Annotated in this window: 22 protein-coding genes; 15 read left to right on the top strand and 7 right to left on the bottom strand. The window is 74.4% G+C overall.

What is annotated here, in order from left to right:
* Positions 1 to 138 precede the first annotated feature (138 nt).
* The gene (locus EBN88_RS04680) at positions 139 to 993 is read left to right on the top strand and encodes a metalloregulator ArsR/SmtB family transcription factor (RefSeq protein ID WP_122182514.1); all 855 of its coding nucleotides are present in this window, start codon (positions 139 to 141) and stop codon (positions 991 to 993) included.
* Positions 990 to 1,589 carry a dihydrofolate reductase family protein gene (locus EBN88_RS04675; RefSeq protein WP_122182513.1) on the top strand — a complete coding sequence of 200 codons (600 nt, stop codon included), beginning with the start codon at positions 990 to 992 and terminating at the stop codon, positions 1,587 to 1,589. Before EBN88_RS04680 ends, EBN88_RS04675 begins: the two co-directional genes overlap by 4 nt.
* Positions 1,590 to 1,642: 53 nt before the next feature.
* Here EBN88_RS04675 and EBN88_RS04670 read toward each other — a convergent pair whose 3' ends face one another.
* Entirely contained in the window at positions 1,643 to 2,074 is a 432-nt protein-coding gene (locus EBN88_RS04670) for a hypothetical protein (RefSeq protein WP_122182512.1), read from the bottom strand.
* Between the two features lie 86 nt (positions 2,075 to 2,160).
* On the opposite strand from EBN88_RS04670, the gene EBN88_RS04665 reads away from it, so the two are divergent.
* The gene (locus EBN88_RS04665) at positions 2,161 to 3,849 is read left to right on the top strand and encodes a translation initiation factor 2 (protein ID WP_233580456.1); all 1,689 of its coding nucleotides are present in this window, start codon (positions 2,161 to 2,163) and stop codon (positions 3,847 to 3,849) included.
* Positions 3,850 to 3,992: 143 nt separating this feature from the next.
* Complete coding sequence (locus EBN88_RS04660; protein ID WP_122182511.1) at positions 3,993 to 4,376, top strand: peptidase inhibitor family I36 protein; 384 nt, start codon at positions 3,993 to 3,995, stop codon at positions 4,374 to 4,376.
* Positions 4,377 to 4,451: 75 nt separating this feature from the next.
* Here the strand turns inward: EBN88_RS04660 and EBN88_RS04655 are convergent, their stop codons facing one another.
* Entirely contained in the window at positions 4,452 to 6,416 is a 1,965-nt protein-coding gene (locus tag EBN88_RS04655; protein WP_122182510.1) for a tetratricopeptide repeat protein, read from the bottom strand.
* Between the two features lie 369 nt (positions 6,417 to 6,785).
* On the opposite strand from EBN88_RS04655, the gene EBN88_RS04650 reads away from it, so the two are divergent.
* Positions 6,786 to 8,801, top strand: a complete 2,016-nt coding sequence (locus EBN88_RS04650; RefSeq protein WP_325052722.1) for a translation factor GTPase family protein — start codon at positions 6,786 to 6,788, stop codon at positions 8,799 to 8,801.
* Between the two features lie 43 nt (positions 8,802 to 8,844).
* Here the strand turns inward: EBN88_RS04650 and EBN88_RS04645 are convergent, their stop codons facing one another.
* On the bottom strand, positions 8,845 to 9,603 hold the full coding sequence (locus EBN88_RS04645; protein WP_122182508.1) for a GNAT family N-acetyltransferase: 759 nt from the start codon (positions 9,601 to 9,603) through the stop codon (positions 8,845 to 8,847).
* Between the two features lie 278 nt (positions 9,604 to 9,881).
* Between EBN88_RS04645 and EBN88_RS04640 the strand changes: the two genes are divergently transcribed.
* Positions 9,882 to 10,970: a glycoside hydrolase family 43 protein gene (locus EBN88_RS04640; RefSeq protein ID WP_122182507.1), complete on the top strand. Its 1,089-nt coding sequence runs from the start codon at positions 9,882 to 9,884 to the stop codon at positions 10,968 to 10,970.
* A gap of 202 nt (positions 10,971 to 11,172) precedes the next feature.
* On the top strand, positions 11,173 to 12,795 hold the full coding sequence (locus EBN88_RS04635) for an MFS transporter (RefSeq protein WP_122182506.1): 1,623 nt from the start codon (positions 11,173 to 11,175) through the stop codon (positions 12,793 to 12,795).
* A 34-nt stretch (positions 12,796 to 12,829) separates the two neighbouring features.
* Here EBN88_RS04635 and EBN88_RS04630 read toward each other — a convergent pair whose 3' ends face one another.
* The 4 genes from EBN88_RS04630 to EBN88_RS04615 all read right to left on the bottom strand — a co-directional run bounded on the left by EBN88_RS04630 (position 12,830) and on the right by EBN88_RS04615 (position 16,441).
* Positions 12,830 to 13,621 carry a GNAT family N-acetyltransferase gene (locus tag EBN88_RS04630; protein ID WP_122182505.1) on the bottom strand — a complete coding sequence of 264 codons (792 nt, stop codon included), beginning with the start codon at positions 13,619 to 13,621 and terminating at the stop codon, positions 12,830 to 12,832.
* A gap of 92 nt (positions 13,622 to 13,713) precedes the next feature.
* Positions 13,714 to 14,166, bottom strand: a complete 453-nt coding sequence (locus EBN88_RS04625; protein ID WP_122182504.1) for an SgcJ/EcaC family oxidoreductase — start codon at positions 14,164 to 14,166, stop codon at positions 13,714 to 13,716.
* Between the two features lie 162 nt (positions 14,167 to 14,328).
* Positions 14,329 to 15,231 carry an IclR family transcriptional regulator gene (locus tag EBN88_RS04620; RefSeq protein WP_122182503.1) on the bottom strand — a complete coding sequence of 301 codons (903 nt, stop codon included), beginning with the start codon at positions 15,229 to 15,231 and terminating at the stop codon, positions 14,329 to 14,331.
* Entirely contained in the window at positions 15,203 to 16,441 is a 1,239-nt protein-coding gene (locus EBN88_RS04615) for a flavin-dependent oxidoreductase (RefSeq protein WP_122182502.1), read from the bottom strand. Before EBN88_RS04615 ends, EBN88_RS04620 begins: the two co-directional genes overlap by 29 nt.
* A 382-nt stretch (positions 16,442 to 16,823) precedes the next feature.
* Here EBN88_RS04615 and EBN88_RS04610 point away from each other — a divergent pair, with 382 nt between their 5' ends.
* From EBN88_RS04610 to EBN88_RS04575, 8 genes are all read left to right on the top strand, one after another.
* The gene (locus EBN88_RS04610) at positions 16,824 to 17,990 is read left to right on the top strand and encodes a cupin domain-containing protein (RefSeq protein WP_122182501.1); all 1,167 of its coding nucleotides are present in this window, start codon (positions 16,824 to 16,826) and stop codon (positions 17,988 to 17,990) included.
* The gene (locus EBN88_RS04605; protein ID WP_122182500.1) at positions 17,987 to 18,856 is read left to right on the top strand and encodes a fumarylacetoacetate hydrolase family protein; all 870 of its coding nucleotides are present in this window, start codon (positions 17,987 to 17,989) and stop codon (positions 18,854 to 18,856) included. The genes EBN88_RS04610 and EBN88_RS04605 overlap by 4 nt, the downstream gene beginning before the upstream one ends.
* On the top strand, positions 18,853 to 19,692 hold the full coding sequence (locus tag EBN88_RS04600; RefSeq protein WP_122182499.1) for a maleylpyruvate isomerase family mycothiol-dependent enzyme: 840 nt from the start codon (positions 18,853 to 18,855) through the stop codon (positions 19,690 to 19,692). The genes EBN88_RS04605 and EBN88_RS04600 overlap by 4 nt, the downstream gene beginning before the upstream one ends.
* A gap of 356 nt (positions 19,693 to 20,048) precedes the next feature.
* Entirely contained in the window at positions 20,049 to 21,227 is a 1,179-nt protein-coding gene (locus EBN88_RS04595; protein WP_233580455.1) for a LacI family DNA-binding transcriptional regulator, read from the top strand.
* Between the two features lie 7 nt (positions 21,228 to 21,234).
* Positions 21,235 to 22,200 (top strand): carbohydrate ABC transporter permease, encoded by a 966-nt coding sequence (locus EBN88_RS04590; protein ID WP_122182498.1) that lies wholly within the window; start codon positions 21,235 to 21,237, stop codon positions 22,198 to 22,200.
* Positions 22,197 to 23,087, top strand: coding sequence for a carbohydrate ABC transporter permease (locus tag EBN88_RS04585; RefSeq protein ID WP_122182497.1), 891 nt, complete (start codon positions 22,197 to 22,199; stop codon positions 23,085 to 23,087). Before EBN88_RS04590 ends, EBN88_RS04585 begins: the two co-directional genes overlap by 4 nt.
* Complete coding sequence (locus EBN88_RS04580) at positions 23,084 to 24,415, top strand: ABC transporter substrate-binding protein (RefSeq protein WP_122182496.1); 1,332 nt, start codon at positions 23,084 to 23,086, stop codon at positions 24,413 to 24,415. Before EBN88_RS04585 ends, EBN88_RS04580 begins: the two co-directional genes overlap by 4 nt.
* A 69-nt stretch (positions 24,416 to 24,484) precedes the next feature.
* A complete protein-coding gene (locus tag EBN88_RS04575; protein WP_122182495.1) occupies positions 24,485 to 25,621 on the top strand; it encodes an ADP-ribosylglycohydrolase family protein in 1,137 nt (378 codons plus the stop codon).
* Positions 25,622 to 25,641: the final 20 nt, after the last annotated feature.

Genomic DNA, 25,641 nt, shown 5'->3' with positions numbered 1-25,641 from the left:
GCGGGTTCCCTCCGGGGGTTTCGGGGAGCGCGCGGCGGCGCCGCCCGCCCCCGGCGGGGGCGGGCGGCGAAGACGGCAGGCGCGAGGTTTCAATTTATTCCTTGACACGAATATTCTCGATGGGGAATATTCGTGGCCATGCACGCACTCCTGATCGCGCTGGCCGATCCAGCCCGTTGGCGGCTCGTGGGACTGCTGGCCGAGCGACCCCGCTCGGTCGGCGTTCTCAGCCAGCTCGCCGAGGCGCGCCAGCCGCAGACGACCAAGCATCTCCAGACCCTTGAGCGCGCCGGGATCGTCTCCTCCCAGCGGAGCGGCCAGCGCCGCGTCTACGCCCTCAGGTCCGCCCCGCTGCGGGAGCTGGCGGCCGCGCTCAACCAACTCGCCGACACCGCCGACCAGGACGGCAGCTCGCACGCGACCTACGACCGCTACGGACTCCGCCTCCGCGAGGAACGGCTCGCCGCCGCGGAGCCGGGGTGGGCCGACGGCCGCTCGTTCGAGTTCCACCGTTCGCTGGCGGGGCCACCCGAGCTGGTCTGGCGCCACCTCACCGAGGTGCCCCTGCTCGCCCACTGGTGGACGCCGGACGACCTGCGCGTCTCGGAGCTGGTCTTCGAGGCACGGCCGGGCGGGCGGATCATCCAGGAGTATCGCGACGCCGAGGACTCAGGCGGCTCCGACCAGGTCGTCGGCCGCGCGGAGGGAGCCGTCGAGGTCCTCCTCCCGGGCGAGCGCCTCGTCTACCGACTCTCCCCCACGCTGCCCGGCGGTGGCGTCGCCTTCACCGCCCACATCGACCTCCGGCTCACGCCCACCGGCACCGGCACCGGCCTCGACGCCCACTGGCGGATCAGCGACAGCACCGTCGACGCGGCGGACTTCGTCGCCGGCATCGAGATCGGCTTCGGCCAGAGCCTCGACAAACTCGCGGCGACCCTCGCCGGGGACCCGCAAGACACCACCAGCACCAACACCAGGAGCACCACATGACTCACCCGACCAGCCGCAAGGTGACCGCGAACCTGGCCCTCAGCCTCGACGGGCGGTACAACGGCCCCGGCGGGGCGCACGACTTCGCCGCGTTCGCCCCCTATGTGACCTCCGAGGTCGCGCGCGACCACCTGACCCGCATCTGGGAGTGCGCGACGACGGCGCTGCTCGGCAGGGTCAACGCCGAGGGGTTCTTGGGGTACTGGCCGTCGGTCGCCGAGGACGAGAGTGCCGACCCACGTGACCGTGGCTACGCGAAGTGGCTGGTCGACGTGGAGAAGGTGATCCTCTCGACCACCCTGACCGAGGCGCCGTGGGAGCACACCCGCGTGGTGAACGCGCCGGCCTCGGACGTCGTCGCCGACCTCAGGGCCACCGGCGAGGGCGACATCCTCGTCAACAGCAGCGCCAGCGTCATCAAGCCGCTTCTCACGGCGGACCTGGTGGACCGGCTGTATCTCCTGATCGTTCCGGAGATCGTCGGGGGTGGGCAGCGGCTGTTCGAAGACGGCCTGCCGGGCTCGCGCTGGCACCTCGCGCACCAGGAGACCGGCGAGTTGGGCGAGATCGCCCTGGTCTACGACCGGTCGCGCTGATCCGGCCACCCCGGGAGGCCCCCGGGCCTCCCGGGCCAGGCGGCACCGCCCCCTCACACCCGCGGCGCGTCCGCCGCCCGGAGGGCCTCCCGCGCGGCGGCGATGAACGCGAACCGCGCGCGTTCCAGCTCGTCCAGGCCGCGCTCGCGGCGCAGCGCCTCCAGCAGGGCGCTCGCCTCGTTCGCCGCCGGGCCCTCCAACTGCACGGCGCCCATGGCGCGTTGGAGCGCGGCGCGGTCCTCGGCGGTGGAGCCGCCGACCCTGCGGGCCAGCAGCACCGTCTCGGCGGCGTCGAGGAAGCGGAGGTAGGTGGCCCGGCGCGCGGCCAGCGCGCGTTCCTGCCGCTGCTGCTCGACGGTGATGCGCACCGTCTCCAGCATCGCCGCCGCCTGCCGCCGGCCGGCCGACCGGGCGAAGATCCCGCTGATCAGGCTGGCCAGCAACGCCGAGCCGGCCGCGATCAACGCCACTCCCCACTCCGTCATGCCGGCATTCTTCCCAGGGCGGCTGGCCCTCCCACCCCCGACGAGTACGATCGAGCCATGCCGTCGGACAACCCATGCAACCGCCGGTGACCAGCGGCGACAGCCCCAGGTCCGCCGCCGGCGCGGCGACGGCGGACAACCGGCGCACGGCCCGGACGGTGCTCTTCGCGGCCCGCTCGGCGACCGCGCTCCACCGCCTGTTGGACGTGCTGCCGGTCTTCGCGGGGGACGACAGGATCGCCCGCAGGTTCACGCTGGTTCCCGGTTCGGAGTTCGACGCCGAGGCGCTGGTGGCGGTGGAGCGCGCCGGGGGCAGGACGGTGCCGTGGGGGCGGGCGAACGCCGACAGGTTTGACCTGATCGTGGCGGCCAGCCCCAAGGGCGAGCTGAGTTCCTTGAAGGGAACGCTGGCCCTGCTCCCGCACGGCGCGGGCTTCGGCAAGACCCTGCCGGACGAGGGCACCGAGGGCGCGCCCTCCGGGCTCGATCCGGCGTTCCTGCTGGCCGGCGGCGCGACCGTGGCCGCCCGGCATCTGTTGGCGCATCCCGAGCAGGTGACCCGGCTCGCCGAGGCCAGCCCGCAGGCCGCCGCCCGCGCCGTGGTGGTCGGGGACCCGACGCTGGAGCGGCTGCTGGCCTCGGTGGGGCACCGGGACCGGTACCGGGCGGCGTTGGGCACCGGGGCGCGGCGCCTGGTGGTGCTGGCCTCGACCTGGGGCACGGAGTCGCTGCTGGCCCAACGCCCGAGGCTGGCCACGGAGTTGCTGGGGTCGCTGCCGTGCGACGGCTATCAGCTGGCGCTGGTCGCCCACCCCAACGAGCGCAGCAAGCTGGGCTCGTTCGACCTGGAGCAGTGGCTGGGGCCGGCGTTGCGGGCGGGGCTGCTGGCGCCGGGGCCGCACGCCGAGTGGGCGACGCTGCTGGTGGCGGCGGACGCCGTGGTCACCGACCACGGTTCGACCGCGCTCTACGCCGCAGCGCTGGGCCGGCGGGTGATCGCGGCGTATGACGGCGGTCGGGAGCTGATCCCGGGCAGCCCGATGGCCCACCTACTGGCCGCCAGCCCCCGGTTGACCGCCGCCGAGGAGCTGCCAGCGCTGCTGTCGGCGCCGGTGCCGCCCGGTGTCGGGGCCGCCGCCGACGCGGCGTTCGCCCGGCGCGGGCGGGCGTTGGCGCTGCTACGCGAAGAGCTTTACGGGCTACTGGAGTTGGCACCCGTCGGCCCGCCGCCCGAGCCGGAGCCGCTGCCGGTGCTGGCCGAACCGCCGCGCGTGCCGGCGGCGTTCGCGGTGAACGCCACCGTGGCGGGCGAGCGGGTCACCGTGGAACGGCACCCGCCGTGGCGTGAGGCGCCGGCCCGTTTCCTCGCCGCCGAGCAGGGCGTGGCGGGTGAACGGCACGCCCAGAGCGCCGGGTTGCTCTATCGGCACGTCGAGCGTTCCGGCGCCGCGCACCGGGTCGCGTGGACGGCTGCCGGCTGGATCGACACGGCGCTTGACGACCATCCGGGGTGCGCCACGGCCGGCGTGGTGCTCTCCCCGGACCGGGTGGTGCTGCGGGCCAGGGGCGGCCCGTCGCTCGCGCTGGAACTGGGGCCGCTGGCGACGGGCGGGCGGCTGATCCACACCGACCCGGTGGCCGCGCTGTGCGCCGCGCACGCCCGGCTGCTCCAACGCCCGGACGGTGTGGGCGCGTTCACGGCCGTGGTCGGCGGCCGGCCGTTCCCCGTCGTGCTGCGTCGGGCCACGGCGGAGGAGGCCGGGCGGGCGGTGTGACGGGACGTCAGGCCGCATAGCATCGGCGGCGCGATCTCGGGGTCCCTTCACGCGGGACTGAAGCGCCGCCCAATCCCCCTCCCCCGGCGGCAAGCTGAGATCCCCCGCCGATCCCGGCGGGGTCGTGAACGGAGGGGGACCTCATGCGTTTTCGCAGGACCGTCGGCGCGGCGGGGGCCGCGCTCGCCGTCGCCGCCACCACCCTGACCCTGGCGCCCTCGGCGTCGGCCGCCAAGGCCGACTGTCCGCGCGGCTATGTGTGTGTCTGGGACACCCCGAGCTTCGAGGGCGAGCCGACGCGCATGTCGCAGGGGGACATCGAGACCAACCTCACATCCAACACGGGCATCCGCATCTACAACAACGGCGTGCACCACCAGAACGCCGACCACATCTGGTATCGCGTGACGAAAGGGGACGGCGAGGTGGTGGAGGGCTGCCCGCACTACCCGCCGGACACGCCGAACTACAGGACTGTCTCGGGCCCGGTCACCTTCGAGTGGGCGCGCTGGGGTGGCGAGTGCTGACGGGCAGAGCGGTCGAACGCCGAACGGGCCTTCCCGTGGCGGGGGGACGGGGAGGCCCGTTCGGCCTCGGACGGTTCAGCCGGCGGCGGCCCCGCGCCGTTCCTCGATCGCCTGGGCGGCGGCGCGGAGTTGGGCCGCCTCCGCGCGCTCGCCCTGCTCCTCGGCGAGGTCGGCGTAGGCGCGCAGCACCCGGGCCTCGTCCCAGTCGGCGCCGCGTGCGCGGGCGGCGGCCAGGGCCGCCTCATAGAGCGGGCGGGCCTCGGCGGCACGCCCCTGGCGGCGCAGCACGCCGGCCAGGGCGAACGCCGCGCGGGCCGCGATGCGTTCGCGTCCCCGCTCCTCGGCGCCGGCGCGAGCCTGCGCCAACAGCTCCTCGGCGCGGTCCAGTTCGCCGAGCGCGGCCAACGCCTCGCCCAGGCGGTAGGTGCCGAGCAGCACGCCGTAGGCGTTGTCGATGGCCCGGTGGGCCCGCCGGGCCTCGGCGAAGTCGGCGGCGGCCGACTGCCAGTCGCCGCGCCTGCCGTGCAGGGTGCCCCTGAACTCCACGACGGAGGCGGCGAGTTTGCGGTCCCGTTCCCCGTCGCCGAGCAGCGCGGCCGTGGCCTGAGCCTGCGTCAGCTGCTCGGACGCCTCATCGAACTCGCCCCGCTCCCAGTGGACTCGGGCCAGCTGGCTGCGCATCCGCACCAGGGCCGGCGGGTTCTCGTCGCGCTGCGCGGCCTCGATGGCCAGGCCGAAGGACTCGGCGGTCTCCGCGTGGTGCGGGTGGTCGAGGAAGTGGGTCCACAGCGGCTCGCCCAGCGCCCAGCACTCCGCGTGCAGGCCGAGCCGCAGCGCGAGGGCCACCGAGCCGTGCAGCGCGTGGCGTTCGGCCTCCAGCCAGCGGTGGGCGTCCGAGGGCCGGCCCTCGCCGAACTCGACGTCGGGCGCTCCCGGCACGGGCCCGGCCGGCGCGGCCAGGGTCAGGCGGGGCCCGGCGGCCAGCAGGTCGGCGCGCTGCGCCTGCCGCAGATACCAGCGGACGGCGCGGGTCGCCGCCGCCCGCCGTTCCTCCTCGTCGCCGTCCTCCCGCGACCTGCGCTCGGCGTGCGCGCGCAACAGGTCGGGCAGCCGCGTCCGTTGGCCCCTCGGGTCGAGCAGCCCGGCCGTCTCCAGCGCGTCCAGCGCGTCGTCCGCCGCCTCGCGGCCCCGGCCCAGCAGCGCCGCCGCGCCCTCGGCGGTGAACGATCCGCCGGGGAAGAGCGGGACCAGTCGGTAGAGCAGGGCGGCGTTCTCGTCGAGGGAACGGTAGGCGGCGTCCCACACGGCTTCGATCATCGGCAGTCCCCTGTCGGTGAGTTGGGCGTCCAGCTCGGCCAGCAGCCGGGCCAGCGGCCGCCTGCGGTGGCGGCGCATCCACCGCCCGGCGACCAGCAGCGCCGCCGGCAGCCCCGAGCACAGCCGCAGCAGCCCGCCGACCGCCTCCGGCTCCTCGACCAGCCGGGGGTCGTCCACGATCAGCCGCAGCAGCTCGGTGGCGTCCCGGTCGGCGAGCGGGGCGAGCGGCAGCTCGACGGCGGAGCCGCTCTCCAGGTCGTAGAGCGGGCCGTGGCTGGCGACGATGACGAGGCTGTCGCCGGAGGCGGGCAGCAGCGGCACCACCTCGGCGGCGGTGCGGGCGTTGTCGATCAGCACGATCAGCCGGCGTCCGTCGGTGCGGTCCCAGTACTGCCGGCTGCGGTCGCGCAGGGTCCGGTCGAGCCAGCGGCCCTCGACGTCCAGCGCGGCGAGCAACTGGCCCAGGGCGTCGGTGACTTCGACGGCGCCGTCCCGGCGCAGGTCGTCCAGGTCGACGTGCAGCACCCCGTCCGGGTAGCGGTCGCGCAGGGTGCGGGCCAGCCGGTAGGCCAGCTCGGTCTTGCCCGTGCCGCCCAGCCCGCTGAGGGCAAGGCACAGCGGCCGCGAGGCGCCCTTCCACTCCGAGACGGCGCGGAACGCCCGGGCCTGCTCTTCCTCCCGATCGACGAAGTGTGCTGTCTCCGGTGGAACCTGGTACACCATTCCGGGCCGACTCCGCATGTCCGCTGCACGCCCACGCCGGCATCGGCCGCCGCCGGGCGACGCCCCCCGTGGAGCGTCTGCTCACTCTAGGTGCACCGGAGCTAAGGGAACCAGCGAACACCGGTCCGTTTCCGCCCTGTTCAGGCCAGTTTCGGTCGGTCGGGCCTCCGGGTCGCGCCGCCGGCGTTTAATGGCTGGCGTCGCGCCGTGGCGCGAGTACGCTGCCCGGGCGGGATCCCCTCGACCGGGGCACCGACCGCGCGCACGGATACGGATGTGTGAACGGAAACGGACAGGAGAGGCAGATGCGGCGTCACTTCGGAGCAGTCGAAGCGTCCACCCGTTCCTTCCTGATCTCCGAGGACCTCCGTGCCTTTGCCCACTCTGAACATCGGCGTGCTCGCCCACGTCGACGCGGGTAAGACCAGCCTGACCGAACGCCTCCTCTTCGACAACGGCGCCATCGCCCGGCTGGGCAGCGTCGACACCGGCAGCACCCGCACCGACGCCGGCGAGCTGGAGCGCGAACGCGGCATCACCATCCGCACCGCCGTCGCCCCCTTCGCGCTCGGCGACCGCCAGATCAACCTCGTGGACACCCCGGGACACCCCGACTTCATCGCCGAGGTGGAACGCGCCCTCTCGGTGCTGGACGCGGCCGTGCTGGTGCTCTCCGCCGTGGAGGGCGTCCAGGCGCAGACCCGGGTGCTGATGCGCTCGCTGCGCCGAACGGGGCTGCCCACCCTGCTCTTCGTCAACAAGATCGACCGGCCGGGGGCCCGCCCCGCGGCCCTGCTCGCCGACATCCGGGCGCGGCTGACGCCGGCCGCCGTCCCGTTGACCACGGTGCTCGACGCCGGCAGCCGCCGGGCGGCGGCCCGGGCGCGCCCGCTGGACGACCCGGCGGTGGCGGCCGAGGTCGCGGAGGCGCTGGCCGAGCGGGACGAGACGCTGCTGGCCCGGCTGGTCGAGGACCGGCCGCCGTCCGGCGGCGAGCTGGGCGCGCTGCTGGCGGCCCGGACCTCGGCCGGACAGGCGCACCCGGTGCTGGCCGGCTCGGCGCTCACCGGGGAGGGCGTGCCCGCGCTCGCGAGGGCGCTGGCCGCGCTGTCGCCGCCCCGGGAGCCGCGCGAGGAGGCCGCGCCCAGCGGCACGGTCTTCGCCGTCGAACGCGGCGGGGACGGCGCGAAGGTGGCGTATCTGCGGCTCTTCGACGGGCAGTTGCGCGCCCGGCGGCGGGTTACCTTCCGGCGGCGCGAACCCGGGGGCGCCGAGGGCGAGTTCGGCGGCCGGATCGGCCGGATCGAGGTCGTCGCGCCGGGCGACGGACCGGACGCCGTCGGGCCCGGGTACGGTGAACGGCCGTTGCGCGCCGGGGAGATCGGGCGGCTGCACGGGCTGCCCGGGGTGCGCATCGGGGACCGGATCGGGTCGCCGCCGCGCGCGGCGGAGCCGACGCACTTCGCCCCGCCCAGCCTGGAGACCGTGGTGGCGCCGACCCGCCCCGAGCAGAGGGTGGCCCTGCACGCGGCGCTGACGGCGCTGGCCGACGAGGACCCGCTGATCAGGACGCGCACCGCGTTCGACGGGACGCTCAGCGTGCTGCTCTACGGGGCGGTGCAGCGCGAGGTGATCGGCGAGCGGCTGCGCCGCGACTTCGGCGTGGAGGCGGTCTTCGCGCCGGTCACCCCGGTCTACTTCGAGCGCCCTGCGGGCGTCGGGGAGTCGTTGACGGAGCTGAGGAAGCGGGGACCCAACGAGTTCTGGGCCACCGTGGGCCTGCGGGTGGAGCCGCTGCCGCCGGGCGGCGGGGTGCGGTTCGAGCGGAACGTGGAGTGGGGCGCGATGCCGCGCGCGTTCCACCAGGCCGTGGAGGAGGCCGTGTTCCACACCCTGCGTCAGGGCCTGCACAACTGGGAGGTGACGGACTGTCGGGTCACGCTGTTCCGGGTGGGCCACCACTCGCCCAACAGCGTCGCCGCCGACTTCCGGGGCCTGACCCCGGTCGTGCTGATGCGGGCCCTTCAGGCGGCCGGGACCCATGTCTTCGAGCCGTGCCTGACGTTGGAGATCGAGATCCCGCCGGACACCCTCGGCGCGGTGACCGCCCACCTGGCCACGGCCGAGGGCCGGGTGCTCAACTCCGAGGAGCGTGGGGACGCCTGGCTCCTGACCGCCGAGGTGCCGAGCCGGCTGGCGCCCCAACTGCTGGCCGCGCTACCCGAGTTGACCCGTGGCGAGGGGATCGCGCTGTCGCGCCCCGAGGGCGACCGCCGGATGCGCGGCACCCCGCCGAGCCGGCCACGGCACACGGGCAACCCGCTGGACGGCCACGAGTACCAGCGGTACCTGGCCCTGGGGTTGACGGGCACCGGGTACGAGTGACCGCGCGGTGGCGCCCGGTCTCCCGACGGTGCCGGCCCGGCCGTCACGCGACGGCCGGGCGCACCAACTCGACGGCGCCGCCTACCCGTTGGGCGCCCAGCGAGCGCAGCAGCCGGAGCGAGCCGGCGTTGGTGTCGTCCACCCCGGCGACCACCCGGGCGGCGCCGCGTTCGGCCACCACCGTCAACGCCCTGGTCAGCAGGGCTCCGGCGAGGCCGCGCCGGCGGGCGGCCGGCAGCACGCCGATCAGCCCCAGGCGCGGCTCGCCACCCGCCCTGATCCAGATCCGGGCCAGGGCCCGGTAGTCGCCGGTGGCCTCGTCCACGGCGACCAGCCAGGTGGCCGGGTCGAACTGCGGGTCGGCCCGCAGCCGTTCGGCGAAGCGCAGAGGGTCGTTGCGCCACTTCCCCACGCCCGGAACGTCACGGCGCAACGCCTCATCCAGCGCCGCCAGCCGCACGGGGTCGGCGGTCGCGGCCGTGATCACGGCGAGGCCGGCCGGCAGCGGCCGGAGAGCCACCCGGGCCGGCAGCCGGAGTTCGTGCTCGCGCCGCCGTACGGTGAACCCCCGTTCCAGGAACGGTCCCTGGTCGGCCGCCTCGTCACACTCGATGGCCAACTCCCCCGGCGGCAGCCCGGCGAGGGCGGCGTCGAGCAGCGGCCCGACGGCCTCGCCGGCGCAGTCCCGCGCCACCAGGAACCGCCGCCCGTCCGGCCGGTCCAGCCAGCTCAACTCGCCCGCCGGCCGCCCCGCCACGGTGGCGAGCCACCGGTCGGCCCGCCGTTCCACCCTCGGCGTCATGCGCGTGAGGGTAGGCGGGAACGTACCGCGCCACACCCGGTTTTCGTTCGGCGGGCCGGCCACGGGAGTTGGGGCCGGCCGGCCGCGCGCGTGGTGAACGTTTGCCCCGGGGATGGGGCCGGTTTTGTCCCTGGACCGGGCCCCGGCTCCGCCCTACCCTCGCGTTTCCGGGATATCGGCATGTGTTCGATATGCCGAACAGGCGGGTCGACCGCTCCGGTCGTTCCCGCGCCCGTTGCCCGCATGGCCCCCACACACGTCCCCTCACTGGAGCCGCGATGAGATCCCCTCACCCCCTCCGCCGCAAGCGGCGGCTGGGCGCTCTGACCGCCGCCCTGCTCGGCTGCCTGCTGCTGGTCTTCCAGGCCGGCGGCCCCGCCGGCGCGTCGCAGGAGGCGCCGGACGACCCGGCGCCGACCGCCGCGTTCAGCAACCCGATCGTCGCCGAGAACGGCGCCGATCCCTGGATCGTCCAACACGAGGGCCGCTACTACCACCTGGGTACCACCTGGGCCTCGCACTGGGAGATGCGGGTCGCCGACACCCTCGGCGGGCTGGGGAACGCCGAGCCGGTGACCGTCTACACCGAGAACGACCCCAGCCGCTGCTGCAACTTCTGGGCGCCCGAGCTGCACCGCCTCCAGGGCCCCGACGGGCCGCGCTGGTATCTGACGTACTCGGCCGGCGTCGCCGAGAACATCGACCACCAGCACGTCCACGTGCTGGAGAGCGCCGGCGACGACCCGCTGGGCCCGTACACCCACCGGGGCCAGATCGACCCCCATGGCGACAACCGCTGGATGATCGACAGCAGTTATCTCACGATGCCCGACGGCCGGCTCTACCTCCTGTACTCGTTCTGGGAGGGCGGCACGCAGAACCTCTATGTCGCCCCGCTGACCAACCCCTGGACCCCGGCGGCGCCCGGGGTGCGGATCTCCACGCCGACCCACGCGTGGGAGCAGCAGGGCGGCAGCGTCAACGAGGGCCCGGTGATCCTGCGCCACGACGGGCGGACGTTCCTGGTCTACTCGGCCTCGCACTGCGACACCCCGGACTACAAGCTGGGCATGTTGGAGCTGGTCGGCGACCCGATGGACCCGGCTGGCTGGGTCAAGCACCCCGAGCCGATCCTCCAGCGTGACGACGCCGCCGGCGTCTACGGCCCGGGACACAACGGGTTCTTCACCTCGCCGGACGGCAGTGAGACCTGGATCGTCTACCACGCCAACTCCTCGCCGTCCGACGGCTGTAGCGGCACCCGCACCAGCCGCGCCCAGCCGGTGCGCTGGAACGCGGACGGCACGCCGAACCTCGGCACCCCCGTCGCCGAGGGCGTCGAACTCCCCGGGCCGGCGGGCGAGTAGCCCCGGGTCCGCGCCCATCCCCGGGCCGGCCGCTCCCCGCACGGTGCGACGGCGCGGAGCGGCCGGTTCCGCCTCGTCTCCCGCCGGGCCCGGAACGCGCCGGCCGGGCCCGCCGCCGGCCGCCGCTAGACCGGATCTGCCGGTCGCGAGGTCGCGTCTCGCGCCTGAGAGGGTGAGAACGATGTGAGGGGAGGGCCGTGTGATGACGGTCGACGAGGCCACCGAGAGAGCCGGGGCGCGTGAGTGGGTCGGGCTGGGCGTGCTGGCGCTGCCCACGCTGCTGCTGGCGTTGGACATCAGCGTGCTGCACCTGGCCGCGCCGCAGCTGAGCGCTGATCTCGGGGCCAGCAGCAGCGAGCTGCTGTGGATTCTCGATGTGTACGGCTTCATGATCGCGGGCTTCCTGGTGACGATGGGCACGCTCGGTGACCGGATCGGGCGACGGAAGCTGCTGTTGCTGGGCGCGACGGCGTTCGGCGCGGCCTCGGTGGCGGCGGCCTACGCCACCTCGCCGCTGATGTTGATCGTGTCGCGAGCGCTGTTGGGCGTCGCGGGAGCGACGTTGATGCCCAGCACGCTGGCTCTGATCAGCAACATGTTCAAGGACGTCCGGCAACGATCGATGGCGGTCGGCGTGTGGATTGTCTGCTTCTCCGCCGGCGCGGCCGTGGGCCCGGTGCTGGGCGGGGTGATGCTGGAACGCTACTGGTGGGGCTCGGTTTTTCTGCTGGGCGTGCCGGTGATGGCGGTGCTGCTGGTGTCCGGGCCGCTGCTGCTGCCGGAGTACCGGGACGACAAGCCGGGGCGGCTCGACCCGATCAGCGTCGGTCAGTCGTTGGCCACCATGATCCCGCTGATCTACGGGATCAAGGAGCTGGCGAAGGACGGCCTGGCGACGCTGCCGCTGGCCTCGCTGGTCTTCGGCGCGCTGATGGGACTGCTGTTCGTGCGGCGGCAGCGGACGTTGCCGGCGCCGCTCATGGATATCAGGCTCTTCCGGAACGGTGCGTTCACGAGCGCGCTGACGCTGCTGCTGCTCGCCACCTTCACCTCGGGCGGGGTGTTGCTCTTCTTCGTCCAGGGCCTCCAGATGGTGCAGGGCATGTCGACGCTGCGGGCCGGGCTGTGGATGCTGCCGATGACGGCGGGCATGATCGTGGGCTCCGTCCTGGCGCCCGCCCTGGCCCGCCGCGTTCCGCCCGGGCGGGTGGTCGCGGCCGGGTTCGTGCTGGCGGCGGTGGGCTATGCGCTGATGTCGGTGGACCCCGGCTCGCTGGCGTGGACGGTGACCGGGCTGCTGGTCGGCTCGGTCGGACTGTCGCCAGCGATGGTGTTGGGCACGGACCTGGTGCTGGGCACGGCGCCGCCGGAGAAGGCGGGGGCCGCGTCCTCGCTCTCCGAGACGGCCACCGAGTTGGGCATGGCGCTGGGCATCGCGGTGCTGGGGAGCGTCGGCGCGGCGGTCTACCGGAACCGGATGGACGGCGAGAGCCCGGAGCGACTGCCGGCGGAGGCGGCCGAGTTCGCCGAGGACAGCCTGCCGGGCGCGGTGGCCGTCGTCGAGGAGATGCCCGGGGCGGCCGGCGAGACGCTGCTCAACTCGGCTCGGGACGCGTTCAGTTCGGGTGCCGGGCTGACCACGCTGCTCAGCTCCGGGCTGATGCTGGCCGTCGCCTGGCTGGCGCTGCGTGGACTGCGCGGGCTCCGGCCGATCGGGGCCGAGCGGCCGGAGGCCGCCGGGGGCGGCGCGGACGGCGAACACGCCGAGCCGGAGGAACGGGGCGAACGCCGCGCCGGCGAGGGCGCGTTGAGCGGCTCGGCCTGAGCCGGCGGGCCGCGCTTGGGCCAGCGGGTCCCCGTCAGCCGCGTTCGAAGCAGTGGACGCGGCCGACGGGGACGAAGCCCAGCCTGCGGTACCAGTGGCGCGGCCAGTCGTCGGCCTCCGCGATCAGGAACCGGGTGGCGCAGCCTTCGGCGTCGGCCAGGCGCAGCGCCTCGCCCAGCACGGCGTTGCCGTGGCCCCCGCGCAGGTGTTCCTCGGCGGTGAGCACGTCCTCGATCTGGGCGAGCCCGGCGGCCGGGTCGAGATAGAGGTCGGCCCACGAGGCGACCTCGCCGCCGGAGGCGCGGGAGCCGACGAACCGCACGACGGGGGCGCCCCGATGGCGGACCGCGCGGCGTTCGACCAGCTGCCGGAGCGTCTCCTCGTCCGCGCCCGGCAGGAAGCCGCGCCAGCGGCGGGTCAGGGGCGCGCGCAGCGCGTCCAGATCGACCACCTCGGCGCGCGGCCGCCCCGACTCGGCCTGCGGAACCGGTCCCTGATGGACCATCAGCAGTTGGACGGTGTGGTCGTAGCCGGCCTCGGTCAGGGGCGCGGCCAGGGCCTGGCCGGTCTCGTCGTCCAGCACGGTGACCAGCCGGTGCGCGAGACCGGCCAGGGCCCGGTCGACGAGCGCGGGCAGGGCCGTGGGGTCGACGACCGCGCGGTCCACGAAGAGCTGGTTGTCGGCGCGGGAGTGCGGCAGCTCCTCGTTCACCACCGCGAAGCCGCAGGGCAGTTCGTCCACGCGGGGCGCCTGGCGGCGGGCGAAGGCGGCCAGGAAGGCGCGCAGCGCGGGGAGTTGGGCGGCGGGGTCGGCGGTCGAGATCATGGGCGGGAACGATACGGCGCCGGGCCCCGCGCCGCCCAACGGTTTTCGGCGGGCGGGACCAGGCTTCGGGCTCCCGTCGGGGGGCGCCGGGGTCAGCTCGGGATGGGCGTGGTCTGGGCCGAGGTGATCCGCCAACCGCCGCCGGCCCGGCCCCCGTTGTCCTCCCTGACCAGCACATAGGTCAGCCGGCCTGAGCTGGCCGGCAGGGGGGCGGCCTCCTCGCCCTCCGCGCCGGGGCCGCGCCCGTCGTAGACGTTCTTGATCGAGGCGACGATCGCCACATCGGGCCGGATCAGCCGGACCGCCTCGATCTCCACCGTGGTGGTCACGTCGGCGAGCGGCGAGGCCAACGCCGCGCGCATCGCCGCCTCCAGCGCGTCCCGGCCGGCGACCCGGCGGCCGCCGAAGTTGACCACGGTCGCGTCGGCCGTGTGCAGCGCGAGGAAGCGCTCGACATCGCTCTGGTGGGCGGAGGCGTCGGCGACCAGCTGCCGGATGGCGGCCTCGTCCTCGGGCGTGGGGACGGCGGCGGGCGTGGCGTTCATGGCGGTGCTCCTCGGGCGTGGCGGTGGCGGGTCGTTCCCGTCGCGCCCCAGCAGACAACCTCAAGTCCGCTTCAGGTCAAGCCGAGCCCGGGGCGTGCGGAACGCGGAGCGCGGGCGCCCGCGCGGGCCCACGCTCGGCCGGCCAGGCTCGGCCGCCCGCGCTCAGCCGGCCGTGGCCCCCGGCAGGAGGTGCCCGCTGATGATGCCGGCCGCGCGGTGCATCCGCTGCGCGATCAGCGGAATCCGGGGCGGCAGCAGCCGTTCCGCCGGCGCCGCCAGCGCGACAGCGCCCACCGGGTGGCGCGCCTGGTCGCGGATGACCACGCCCACGGCCGCCACGTCGTCGGCGCTCTCGCCGTGGTTGGTGGCGTGCCCGGCCTGGGCCACGGTCGCCAGGTGGCGTTGGATCTCCGCGAGGCTGGCCAGGGTGCGGTCGGTGAGGGTCTGCACGCCGCGCGGGTAGAGGTCGGTGACCCGCTCCGGCGGCAGCGCCGCGAGGATCGCCTTGCCGGCGGCGGTGGCGTGCGCCGGCAGCACCATGCCGACCCGCAGCCCGACGCGCAGCGGCTGGGTGGACTCGACGCCGTCCACGAAGCGCGCGCCGTTGCCCTCCAGCACCACCAGGTGCACGGTCTCCCCGGTCTCGTCGGCCAGCGCGCGGAGTTGGGGCCGCGCGATCTGCCGCAGGTCGAGGCGGGACAGGGCGCGCAGCCCGGCGTCCACCAGGGCGGGGCCCGGACGGTAGACGGGGCTGTCGCCGCGCTGGGTCGCGAAGCCCCGGAAGCAGAGCGTCGACAGCAGGCGGTGCGCGGTGGAACGGGCCACGCCGAGTAGTTCGGCCGCCTCACAGACCCGTAGCTCGCCGCGCTCGTCCAGCGCGTGGATCAGCCGCAGCGCGTTGTCAACCGAGGCGAGGCTGTAGGGCGGGGGCGTGGCGGACCAGCCGGCCGCCGCGCCCCGGGTCGCGGTCTCCCGCTCCCTGACGGACGGGCGGCCCGCGGACGTGACGGAGCCGGCGGGGGCGGCGGGGGCGGCGTCACTGGCGGTTGACGAGATCCTTGTCATATGCGGCGACTCTCTTGTAGTGGTCGGAGATCGCGGCCATCTCCTCCCGGCTGATGACGTCCTCGATCCGCTCGAAGGGGCGGTCCCCGGTGCGGTCGTGGACCTCCTTGAGGATGGTGTCCGGCGGTTGGACGCGGTTGGTCATCACGACCCGGGTGGTGGCCGGGAGGCGTTCGGCCTCGTAGGCGAGCAGCGCCCGGCGCGGGTCGCCCGGCGTTCCGGCCAGGGCGGCGCGCAGCGCGTGGGCGTCGAGGATGGCCTGCCCGGCGCCGTTGGAGCCGCGCGGCACCATGGGGTGCGCGGCGTCGCCGAGCAGGGTGACCCCGCCGAAGGTCCAGCGGGGCAGCGGGTCCTGGTCGACCATGGGGTACTCCAGCACGGACTCGGCGCCCCGGATCAGCGCCGGAACGTCCAGCCAGTCGAAGTGCCAGTCGGCGAAGACGTCCAGAAAGTCGTCCAACCGGCCGGCGCGGGTCCAGTCCCGGGTGGTGTCGCGGGGACGTTCCACCTCGGCGACCCAGTTGACGAGCTGCTCGCCGGCCTCGTTGACGTCGTTGCGCACCGGGTAGATCACCATCTTCCCGGAGGCGAGCCAGCCGGCGCGGACCATGCTGGCGCCGCTGAGGAACGGGCGCCAGGGCGTCACGCCGCGCCACATGGTGACCCCGGAGTACCTGGGCTCGCCCTCCTCGGGGTAGAGCTGGGCGCGGACGGCTGAGTGGATGCCGTCGCAGGCGATGACCACGGTGGCGGAATCGGTGCCGCGCGCGCCCGTCGCGGCGTCCTCGACGGTGACGGTGACCCGTTCGCCGTCGTCGGCGAACGAGACGACGCGGCGGCCGAGTTGGACCGCGTCGGGGCCGAGCCGCTCCTGGACGGCGGCGAGCAGGCCGCGTTGGACGTCGCCCCGGTGCAGGGACAGCTGCGGGTGGTCGTAGCCGGCGCGGCGGCCCAGCGGCTCGCGGTAGCAGAGCTGGCCGAAGCGGTTGAAGAACACGGACTCGGCGGTCTCCACGCCGACGGCGGCGAGCCGGTCGGCCACCCCGAGGCGGTCCAGCACCCGGACGGCGTGCGGCAGCAGGTTCACCCCGGCGCCGATGGGCGCGAGCCGGGGCACGGCCTCCAGCACCCGGCAGGGGATTCCGGCCTGGTGCAGCTCCAGGGCGAGGGTGAGCCCGCCGATCCCCGCGCCGACGACGAGAACGTTCATGTGCCGTGCCCTTCCTTCCGGCCGCCCCGACGGCCGTCTCCTCGGCCGCTGACGGGCCTGCCTACGGCCTCGCACCCTAGGAACTCCGCCCGGCGGGGTGGGCGGCTTCCGTTCGGCGATTCTGCTATACGGGACGCGTCCCGACAAGAGACGACCTGATCACGACCTCGTTGAACCCTCCCTGCGCGCCCGTGGCCCTCCACGGTTCGCCATAACAGAATCCGGGACGGCTCCGCCTCGGCCGCGCCGGTGCCGCTCCTAGCGTGGCGGGCGGAACGGGCCGACCGGCGGGCGGCCCGCAGGGCGCCGACGCCACGGGGCGGCGGCGTCGCGACGCCGAAGGCGCGAGACGCGAGACGCGCGCGCAGACAAGGAGCGGCTCATGACCGTGGAGGAGCGACCCACCGACCACGCTTCGGTCGCCAACACCATGACCGGCGAGGACTCGCCCGAACTGCGGCGACTCCACGAGGACTTCGAGGCCGAGCACCTGATCCCGCTGTGGACCCAGCTCGGCGACCTGATGCCGATGAGCCCGGCGCCCCGGGCCAGGCCCCACGTGTGGCGCTGGTCCACGCTCCACCCGCTGGCCGCCCGGGCCGGCGAGCTGGTCCCGGTGGGCCGGGGCGGGGAGCGGCGGGCCATCGCGCTGGCCAACCCCGGGCTGGCCGGGCACGCCTACGCCACCCCGACGCTCTGGGCGGCGATCCAGTACCTGGGCCCGAGGGAGACCGCCCCCGAGCACCGGCATTCGCAGAACGCCTTCCGCTTCGTGGTGGAGGGCGAGGGCGTGTGGACGGTGGTCAACGGCGACCCGGTGCGGATGAGCCGGGGCGACTTCCTGCTCACCCCCGGCTGGCACTTCCACGGCCACCACAACGAGACCGACCGGCCGATGGCCTGGCTCGACGGGTTGGACATCCCGTTCTCGCACCACACCGACGTCGGCTTCTTCGAGTTCGGCTCCGACCGGGTCACCGACTACGCCACGCCCAACTACTCGCGCGGCGAACGCCTCTGGTGCCACCCGGGGCTGCGCCCGCTGACCGGGCTCGCCGACACCGTCTCCTCCCCCATCGCGGCCTACCGCTGGGAGCACACCGACCGGGCGCTGACCGAGCAGCTGCTGTTGGAGGAGGAGGGGCAGCCGGCGACCGTCGAACAGGGGCACGCGGCGGTCCGCTACGTCAACCCGACCACGGGCGGCGACGTGATGCCCACCATCAGGGCCGAGTTCCACCGGCTGCGCCCCGGCGCGCGGACCGCCACCCGCAGGGAGGTGGGCTCCAGCGTCTTCCAGGTCTTCGATGGACGCGGCCTGGTCGTGCTGGACGGCGTCGAACACACCGTCGAGAAGGGCGACCTGTTCGTGGTGCCCTCCTGGGTGCCGTGGTGGGTGGGCGCCGAGGGCGGCACGCCCCTGGACCTGTTCCGCTTCTCCGACGCGCCGGTGATGGAACGACTCGGCTTCGCGCGCACGCATGTTGAGGGTCTCGAGGGCCCGGAGGGCCCTGGCGGCCCGCAGGGGAACGAGGGAGACGAACGATGAGGCTGGCGACGATCCGGCTGCCCGAGGGCGGCACCTCGGCGGCGCGGGTGACGGGCGAGACCGTCACGGAGCTGGACTTCGAGGACGTGGGCGCGCTGCTGGCGGCCGGCGCCCTGGAGCGGGCGCGGACTGCGGAGGGACCGCGACGGCCGCTCGCCGAGGTGGAGTTGGCGCCGGTGATACCCCGACCCGGGAAGATCCTGTGCGTGGGGCTGAACTACCGCAGCCACATCCTGGAGATGGGCCGCGAACTGCCGACCGCGCCCACGGTGTTCACCAAGTACCCGGAGGCCCTGGTGGGCCCGAACGACCCGGTGTTGCTGCCGCCCGAGTCCGAACAGGCGGACTGGGAGGGCGAGTTGGCCGTGATCGTCGGGGCGACGGTGCGGCGCGCCGACTGGGCGACGGCCGAGGCGGCGATCGCCGGCTACGCGGTGCTCAACGACGTGACCATGCGGGACTGGCAGTACCGCACGCTCCAGTGGCTGCCGGGCAAGTCCTTCGAGGCGACCACGCCGTTCGGGCCCGAGCTGGTCACCCCCGACGAGTTCAGCCCGGGCGCCGCGCTGGTGACGTCGGTGGACGGCGAGGAGGTGCAGCGGGCGGCGACGGACGATCTGGTCTTCGGGCCGGCCGAGTTGATCGCCTATCTGTCCACCGTGTTGACGCTGCGGCCGGGCGACGTGATCGCCACCGGCACCCCGGGCGGGGTCGGGCACGCGAGGAGGCCGGCGCGCTATCTGACGCCGGGTCAGACGTTGACCACCACGGTCGAGGGCCTGGGCACGCTGCGCAACGTGACGGTGGCCGACCCGGGGGCCGCCGGGGCCGGGGACGCGGCGCCGGCCGGCGCCGCGACGGCATGAGCGGCGACACGGCGGCGGCCCGTCTCGACGGCGCCGCCGGCGGTGCTGGCACCGGTGCCGGCGGTGAACTCGCCGAGGCCAGGGCCGCGTTGCGGCTCCGGCAGGGCGCCGGGCTGCGCGAGGACGCGGCGGCGGCGCCGCACGCGGAGCTGGCGCTGGCCCGGCTGGGCACCGCGTTCTTCGCCCGGCGGCTGACGCGGCTGGAGGACGCCGAGCTGGCCGGCCCGAGCTTGCTGCCCGGCTGGAGCCGGGCGGCGCTGGTGGCCCATGTCGGGTACAACGCACGGGCGTTGACCCGGCTGGTCGCCTGGGCCGAGACCGGCGTCGAGACCCCGATGTACGCCTCGCCCGAGCAGCGGGCGCGGGAGATCGAACGCGGGGCGAGCCTGCCGCCGAGGGCGCTGCGCGCGCTCTTCGCGCACAGCGAGGTCCATCTCAACGTGGCCTGGCGCGATCTGCCGTCGGCCGCCTGGAGCGCCGAGGTGGTCACCGCGCAGGGCCGCACCGTGCCGGTCAGCGAGACGGCCTGGATGCGGGCCAGGGAGGTCTGGGTGCACGCCGTGGACCTGGCGAACGGCGTGGGCTTCGGCGAGCTGCCGCCGGAGCTGCTGGACCGGCTGGCCGCCGATGTGCTCGCCGGCTGGCGACGGCGGGGCGAACGGGTCGCGTTGACCCTGGTACCGACCGACCGGAACGAGCCGCTGGTGGTGGGCGACGGCTCGGGCCCCGAGGTCGTGGGCGCCCAGGCGGATCTGGTGCGCTGGCTCACCGGCCGGGGCGCACGGCGCCTGACGCACCCGGGCGACGCACCACCGGCGCTTCCGCGCTGGCTGTAACACCACCATCTCGCGACCTTCTCGCGCCGGCGCGCGCCGTCCGCACTCGTGGACGACGCGCGCCGGCGCTCACTCATGAGCGCCTCCACAGAAGGGCGACAACTCACCCACAGAACCGCCATAATCGAGGGCGGCACCCCCTGAGAAATGGATCACAGTCGACACCCCCTTGACGGGATGCGGCCCCACCACGAGCATCTGTAAACGATTCCAGCGCCTGGAAACGTTTACCGGAGCCCACCGATAGCGGCGCGAGACGCCACAAGAGGTGGGAGAACACCAGAAAGCCGGCAGACGGGAGACAGCGGGCAGGAGCGACACCGAACACGGATGAACACACCACAAGGGGACGGGACATGCCCAACGGCGGCCAGCCGACCATCGTGTCCATAGCCGAACGCGCCGGCGTGTCCATAGCCTCCGTCTCCCGCGTCCTCAACGGACAGGGCGCGCGCCGGGACACCACCGAGCGCGTGCGCCGGGCGGCGGCCGAGCTGGGCTACGTTCCCAACGCGGTGGCGCGTTCCCTGAAGGGCGGACGCACGCGTCAACTCACCTTCGCGATACCCGACATCGGCAACCCGGTCTATGTGGCGATGGTCCGGGCCATCCAGGAGGTGACCAAGGCCGCCGGCTACCGACTCCTGCTGCACTCGACGGACGCGGTGGCCGAGGACGAACTGGCCGTGCTGCGCAGCCTTCAGGACCGCACCAGCGACGGGCTGATCCTGGTCCCGATCCGGATCACCGAGGCCCATATCGCGGCGCTCGGCGAGGCCGCCGGGCCCGTGGTGGTCATCGGCTCGCTGCCCGACGGCGTGCCGGTGGACAGCGTGCGGGCCGACTCGGTGGCCGGCGCCGCCCTGGCGGTGCGCCATCTGCACGCCATCGGGCGACGCAGGATCGCGTTCGTCAACGGCCCCTCGGACACCGTCCCCGGGCGCAACCGCGAGCTGGGATACCGCAGGGCGCTCGCCGAGTGCGGGCTGCCCTACGACCCGGAGCTGGTGGCCCACACCGAGTTCGGCGTGGACGCGGGCGCGCGTGCCGTCGAACGGCTGCTGCCGGCCCGCCCGGACGCGGTGTTCTGCGCCAACGACCAGTTGGCGCTGGGCGCCTCGCACGCGCTGCTCGCCCGTGGCCTGCGGATTCCGGATGACCTCGCGGTCGCCGGCATGGACGACAGCGAGTTGGCCCAGGTCGGCTGGCCGCCGTTGACCAGCGTCGACCTGGGCTCGTCCGAACGCGGCCGGCGCGCCGCCGAGTTGCTTCTCGACCGGCTCGAAGGCCCGGGCTCGGGCCCGGCCGCCGGGCCGGGTGCGTGGGGCGCCGCCGGCCCTGGCGCCGGGCCGGGAGGCTCCCCGGTCGGCGAGCCCCGTTCCTCGGTCGCCGCACCCGCCGACCGGACGGGCGGCGAGGCGGCCCACGCCGGCTCCCGCTCCCCCGCCCCCGCTCCGCCCCGCACCAGCACCGCCCACCCCCGCCTCGTCGTGCGCGCCTCCACCGCGCCGGCGACCGACACCCCGACGCGATGAGGTTCGCATGACTCTGTTGCCCTCCCGGGCCAAGGCCGTCCCGGGACAGGGAAACCGGGGCACCCCGCCCCCCAGGACCCCGGCGCAGCGCAGACGCGCCCTGGGCCTGGACCGGGGCGCCTGGTTCCTGCTGCTGCCCGCCCTGATACCCATCCTGGTGCTGAGCGTGGGGCCGCTGCTCTACGCGGTCTCGCTGGCGTTCACCGACGCCCAGGCGGGGCGCACCGAGCCGACCCAGTTCGTCGGCCTGCTCAACTTCACCGACCTGCGCCACGACACCCTCTTCTGGGACTCCTTCCGGATCGGCATGGTGTGGGCGCTGTGCGTGACCACGCTCCAGTTCCTGCTGGCCCTGGGCCTGGCGCTGCTGCTCAACCAGAACCTGCGGCTGCGCTGGCTGGCGAGGACGCTGGCGCTGGTGCCCTGGGCGATGCCCGAGGTGGTCGTCGGCGTCATGTGGCGGCTGGTCTACCACCAGGACGCCGGCATCCTGAACCAGACCCTGGGCCAGTTGGGGATCATCGACTCCAACGTGGACTGGCTGACCAGCCTCTCGCTGGCGCTGCCCTCGGTGATCGCGGTGGGCGTGTGGGCCGGGATGCCGCAGACCACGGTGGTGCTGCTGGCCGGCCTCCAGAACGTGCCCGTCGAGCTGCGGGAGGCGGCCGCGCTGGACGGGGCCGGCGCGTGGCGGCGGTTCGCCACGGTGACCTGGCCGGCGATCCGTCCGGTGGTGCTGGCCATCACCGCGCTCAACTTCATCTGGAACTTCAACTCGTTCGGCCTGGTCTACGTGCTGACCCAGGGCGGGCCGGGCGGCAGGACCAGGTTGCCGATGCTCTTCGCCTACGAGGAGGCGTTCAAGTACGGGCAGTACGGCTACGCGGCGGCGATGGGGCTGGCGATGGTCGCCCTGATCGCGGTGCTGCTGGTGCTGTTCCTGCGCCGCAGGCTCAAGGAGGACGCCCAATGAGCACGACCCGCACCCCCACGCCCCCCGCCGTCTCCCGGCCGCCGACCCGCCGTCGGCTGACGCGCGGCGCCGGCCGCGCCGGGCAGTACCTGGCGCTGGCCTGCTATCTGGTCTTCCTCGGCTTCCCGCTGGTGTGGCTGCTGTCCACGGCGCTGAAGTCCCCGCAGGAGCTGGGCTCCATCAACCCGACCTGGATACCCGAGCACCCGACCCTGGAGAACTTCCGGGCCGCCTTCGACACCCAGCCGCTGCTCCGCTCCGCGCTCAACAGCGCGCTGGTGGCGACCAGTTCGGCGGTGATCGCCGTCGCCATCGCGGTGCCGGCCGCCTATGTGATGGTGCGCTACCGCTCCCGGATCGGCCAGGCCGGCACGGTGTGGGTGCTGGTCAGCCAGATGTTCCCGTTCGTCCTGGTGATCATCCCGCTCTTCCTGGTGCTGCGGAACCTGCACCTGATCAACGCGCTGCCTGGCCTGGTCGTCGTCTATGTGGTGTGGAACCTGCCGTTCTCGCTGTGGATGCTGCGCGGCTATGTGCAGGCGGTGCCGATCTCCCTGGAGGAGGCGGCGGCGATGGACGGCGCGAGCCGGTTGCGGACCCTGACCAGCGTGGTGCTGCCGCTGCTGACGCCCGGTCTGGTAGCGACCTTGATGTTCTCCTTCGTCACCGCGTGGAACGAGTTCTTCTTCGCCCTGGTCCTGCTCAAGTCTCCGGAGAAGCAGACGATGTCCGTGATCCTGACCCACTTCATCGGCGCCGAGGGCGTCGCCGACCTGGGCCCGCTGGCCGCCGCCGCGCTGGTGGCGACGCTGCCCAGCCTGCTGTTCTTCGCGCTGCTCCAGCGGCGCCTGGTCAGCGGGATGCTCGCCGGGGCGGTGAAGGCGTGAGGGCCGCCGGACGCGTCCGCGCGACGGGCGCGGCGCTCGCGTTGACCCTGCTGGCGGTCGCCGGCTGCGGCGGCGGGTCGGACGAAGGGGACGGCAAGGTCACCCTGGAGTTCCTGAGCCTGGCCTGGCAGGCCGAGTCGGTTGAGGCCAACAAGGCGCTGGTCGAGGAGTGGAACGCGGCCAACCCCGACGTGCGGGTCCGCTATGTCCAGGGCTCCTGGGACAACATCCACGACCACCTGCTGACCTCGTTCGAGGGCGGCGAGGCCCCCGACATCATCCACAACGACGCCTCCGACCTGACCGACTTCGCCAACGGCGGCTATCTCGCCGACCTGACCGGGCTGCTCCCGCGGGAGCTACGCGACGACATCCCCGAGGCGGCCTGGTCGACGACCGAGTACGACGGAGGGGACGGCCCCGGGATCTACGGGGTGCCGTTCCTCCAGGAGCCCCGGGTCCTGGTGGTCAACGCGGAGCTGCTGGAACGGTCGGGGGCCCGGGTGCCGACGCCCGACGAGCCGTGGAGCTGGGCGGAGTTCGAGGCGGCCAGCGCCGCGATGACCGAGGACACCGACGGCGACGGGGACACCGACACCTACGGCGTGGCCTGGTCGCTGAAGGAGCCGGTCACCCAGACGGTGAACCTGGCGCTCTCCACGGGCGGCGAGGTCTTCACCCGCGAGGACGGCAAGAACGTGATCCGCTACGACGCGGCCGACTCCTCCGTCGCCGAGCTGATCAACCGCCAGGTCCACGAGGACGGCACGGCCGCCGCCAGCAGCCTGGGCATGTCGGGCTCGGACACCCTGCCCGGCTTCTACGACGGCCGGTACGCGATGCTGCCGCTGAACTTCTCGTTCCGGCAGCAGGTCGCCCAGCAGGCGCCCGACGGCTTCGACTGGACGGTGCTGCCGATGCCGAGCGGCGGGCCCGAGCACGGGCTGGCCCAGGGCGTGGTGCCGCAGACGCTGTCGGTCGCCGAGGACAGCGACCACCAGCAGGCCGCCGCCGACTTCATCGCCTTCCTCACCCAGCCCGAGCACCAGGTGGACCTGGCGCTGGGCGACTGGATGCTGCCGACCAGCCAGCGGGCGCTGGCCGAGCCGGCGTTGGACACCGAGGAGTACGGCTGGCGCACCGGGGCCCGAATAGCCGACGAGCTGCGCCCCTCCCCGGTGCTCGGGGTGCGCGGCTACCCCGAGTGGAAGGACAAGATCGCCACCCCCGCCCTCCAGGAGTACTACAGCGGCGGCATCGATCTGGACACGCTACGCGAGAAGCTCACCGACGACGGCCAGCGAATTCTCGACCGCTACCAGCGCTGACCCACGCGCCGCCACGGACGCGTCGGGCCGGCAGGCCCCTCGTCCGGCGGCACCCGCACGACCGAAGAAATGAGCACGACACACATGAGCGTCAGCCTCGACCCCGTTCCCGAGCCGACCCCGGCGGCGCAGGCCGCCGGGGACCAGGACGGGCCGCGCAGGCTCAGGACCGTTCCCCGACGCCAGCCGCCCGCCCCCGTCGTGCCCAGGGACCGGGCCAGGGGCGCGATGCTTGGCCTGGCCGTCGGCGACGCGCTGGGCGCGCCGGCCGAGAACCTGACCCCGTCCCAGATCAGGGAGCGGTGGGGCCGCATCGACGGCTTCGTCCGCGACGAGCCGGCCGGCACCGACGACACCGAGTACGCCATCTTCTCCGGGCTGTTGCTCGCCGAGCACGGCTCGGGGCTGACCGTGGCCCAGGTCGAGTCGGCCTGGCACGAGTGGATCGCGGACCGGGACGAGGGCCCGTTCCGGGGCGCCGGGTTCAGCGAGCGCGGCACCCTGGAGAACCTGCGGCGCGGCCTGGCCGCGCCGATCTCGGCGCAGCACCGGCACGCCTGGAGCGACGGGCTGGCGATGCGGGCGGCTCCGTTCGGGGTGTTCGCGGCAGGGCGGCCGGCGGAGGCGGCCCGGCTGGTCGCCATCGACGGCACCGTCTCGCACGACGGCGAGGGCATCTACGGCGGGCGCGCGGTCGCGGCCGGCGTGGCGGCGGCGATGGTCGGGCACCGCCCCGAGGTGGTGGTGCAGGCCGCGCTGTCGGTGGTGCCGGAGGACTCGTGGACGGCGCGTTCGCTGCACCGGGCGGTGGCGGCGGCGCTGCGCGCCCGGCGCGACCCGTTGGCCACCCAGCTGTCGGTGGAACGCGCGGTCCGTTCGGCGACCGTGATCGGCGGCTATCCGTGGACGGATCTGGCGCCGGAGGCGGTCGGGCTGGCGTTCGGCGCGTTCGCGGCGGCCAGGGGCGACTTCCGGGACGCGGTGATCACGGCCGTCAACATGGGCCGGGACGCGGACACCACGGCGGCCGTGGCCGGCGCGCTGGCCGGGGCGCTGGGCGGCGAGTCCGCGATCCCCGCCGAGTGGGCCGGCGCGATCGGCCCGGCGCGCGGCAGCTGCCTGCCGTCGATGGCGGGGCGCCATGTGCTGGACGTGGCCGAGCGGTTGACCCCACCGCCCGGCGGCAGGGCGGGGGCGGTCGCATGACCGCGCGCACCCCGGCGGGC

The organism is Streptomyces triticirhizae (assembly GCF_003696235.1).
GTDB lineage: Bacteria > Actinomycetota > Actinomycetes > Streptomycetales > Streptomycetaceae > Streptomyces > Streptomyces triticirhizae.
The sequence above is the reverse complement of the archived record's forward strand: the minus strand, read 5'-3'. Positions and strand labels throughout refer to the sequence as shown.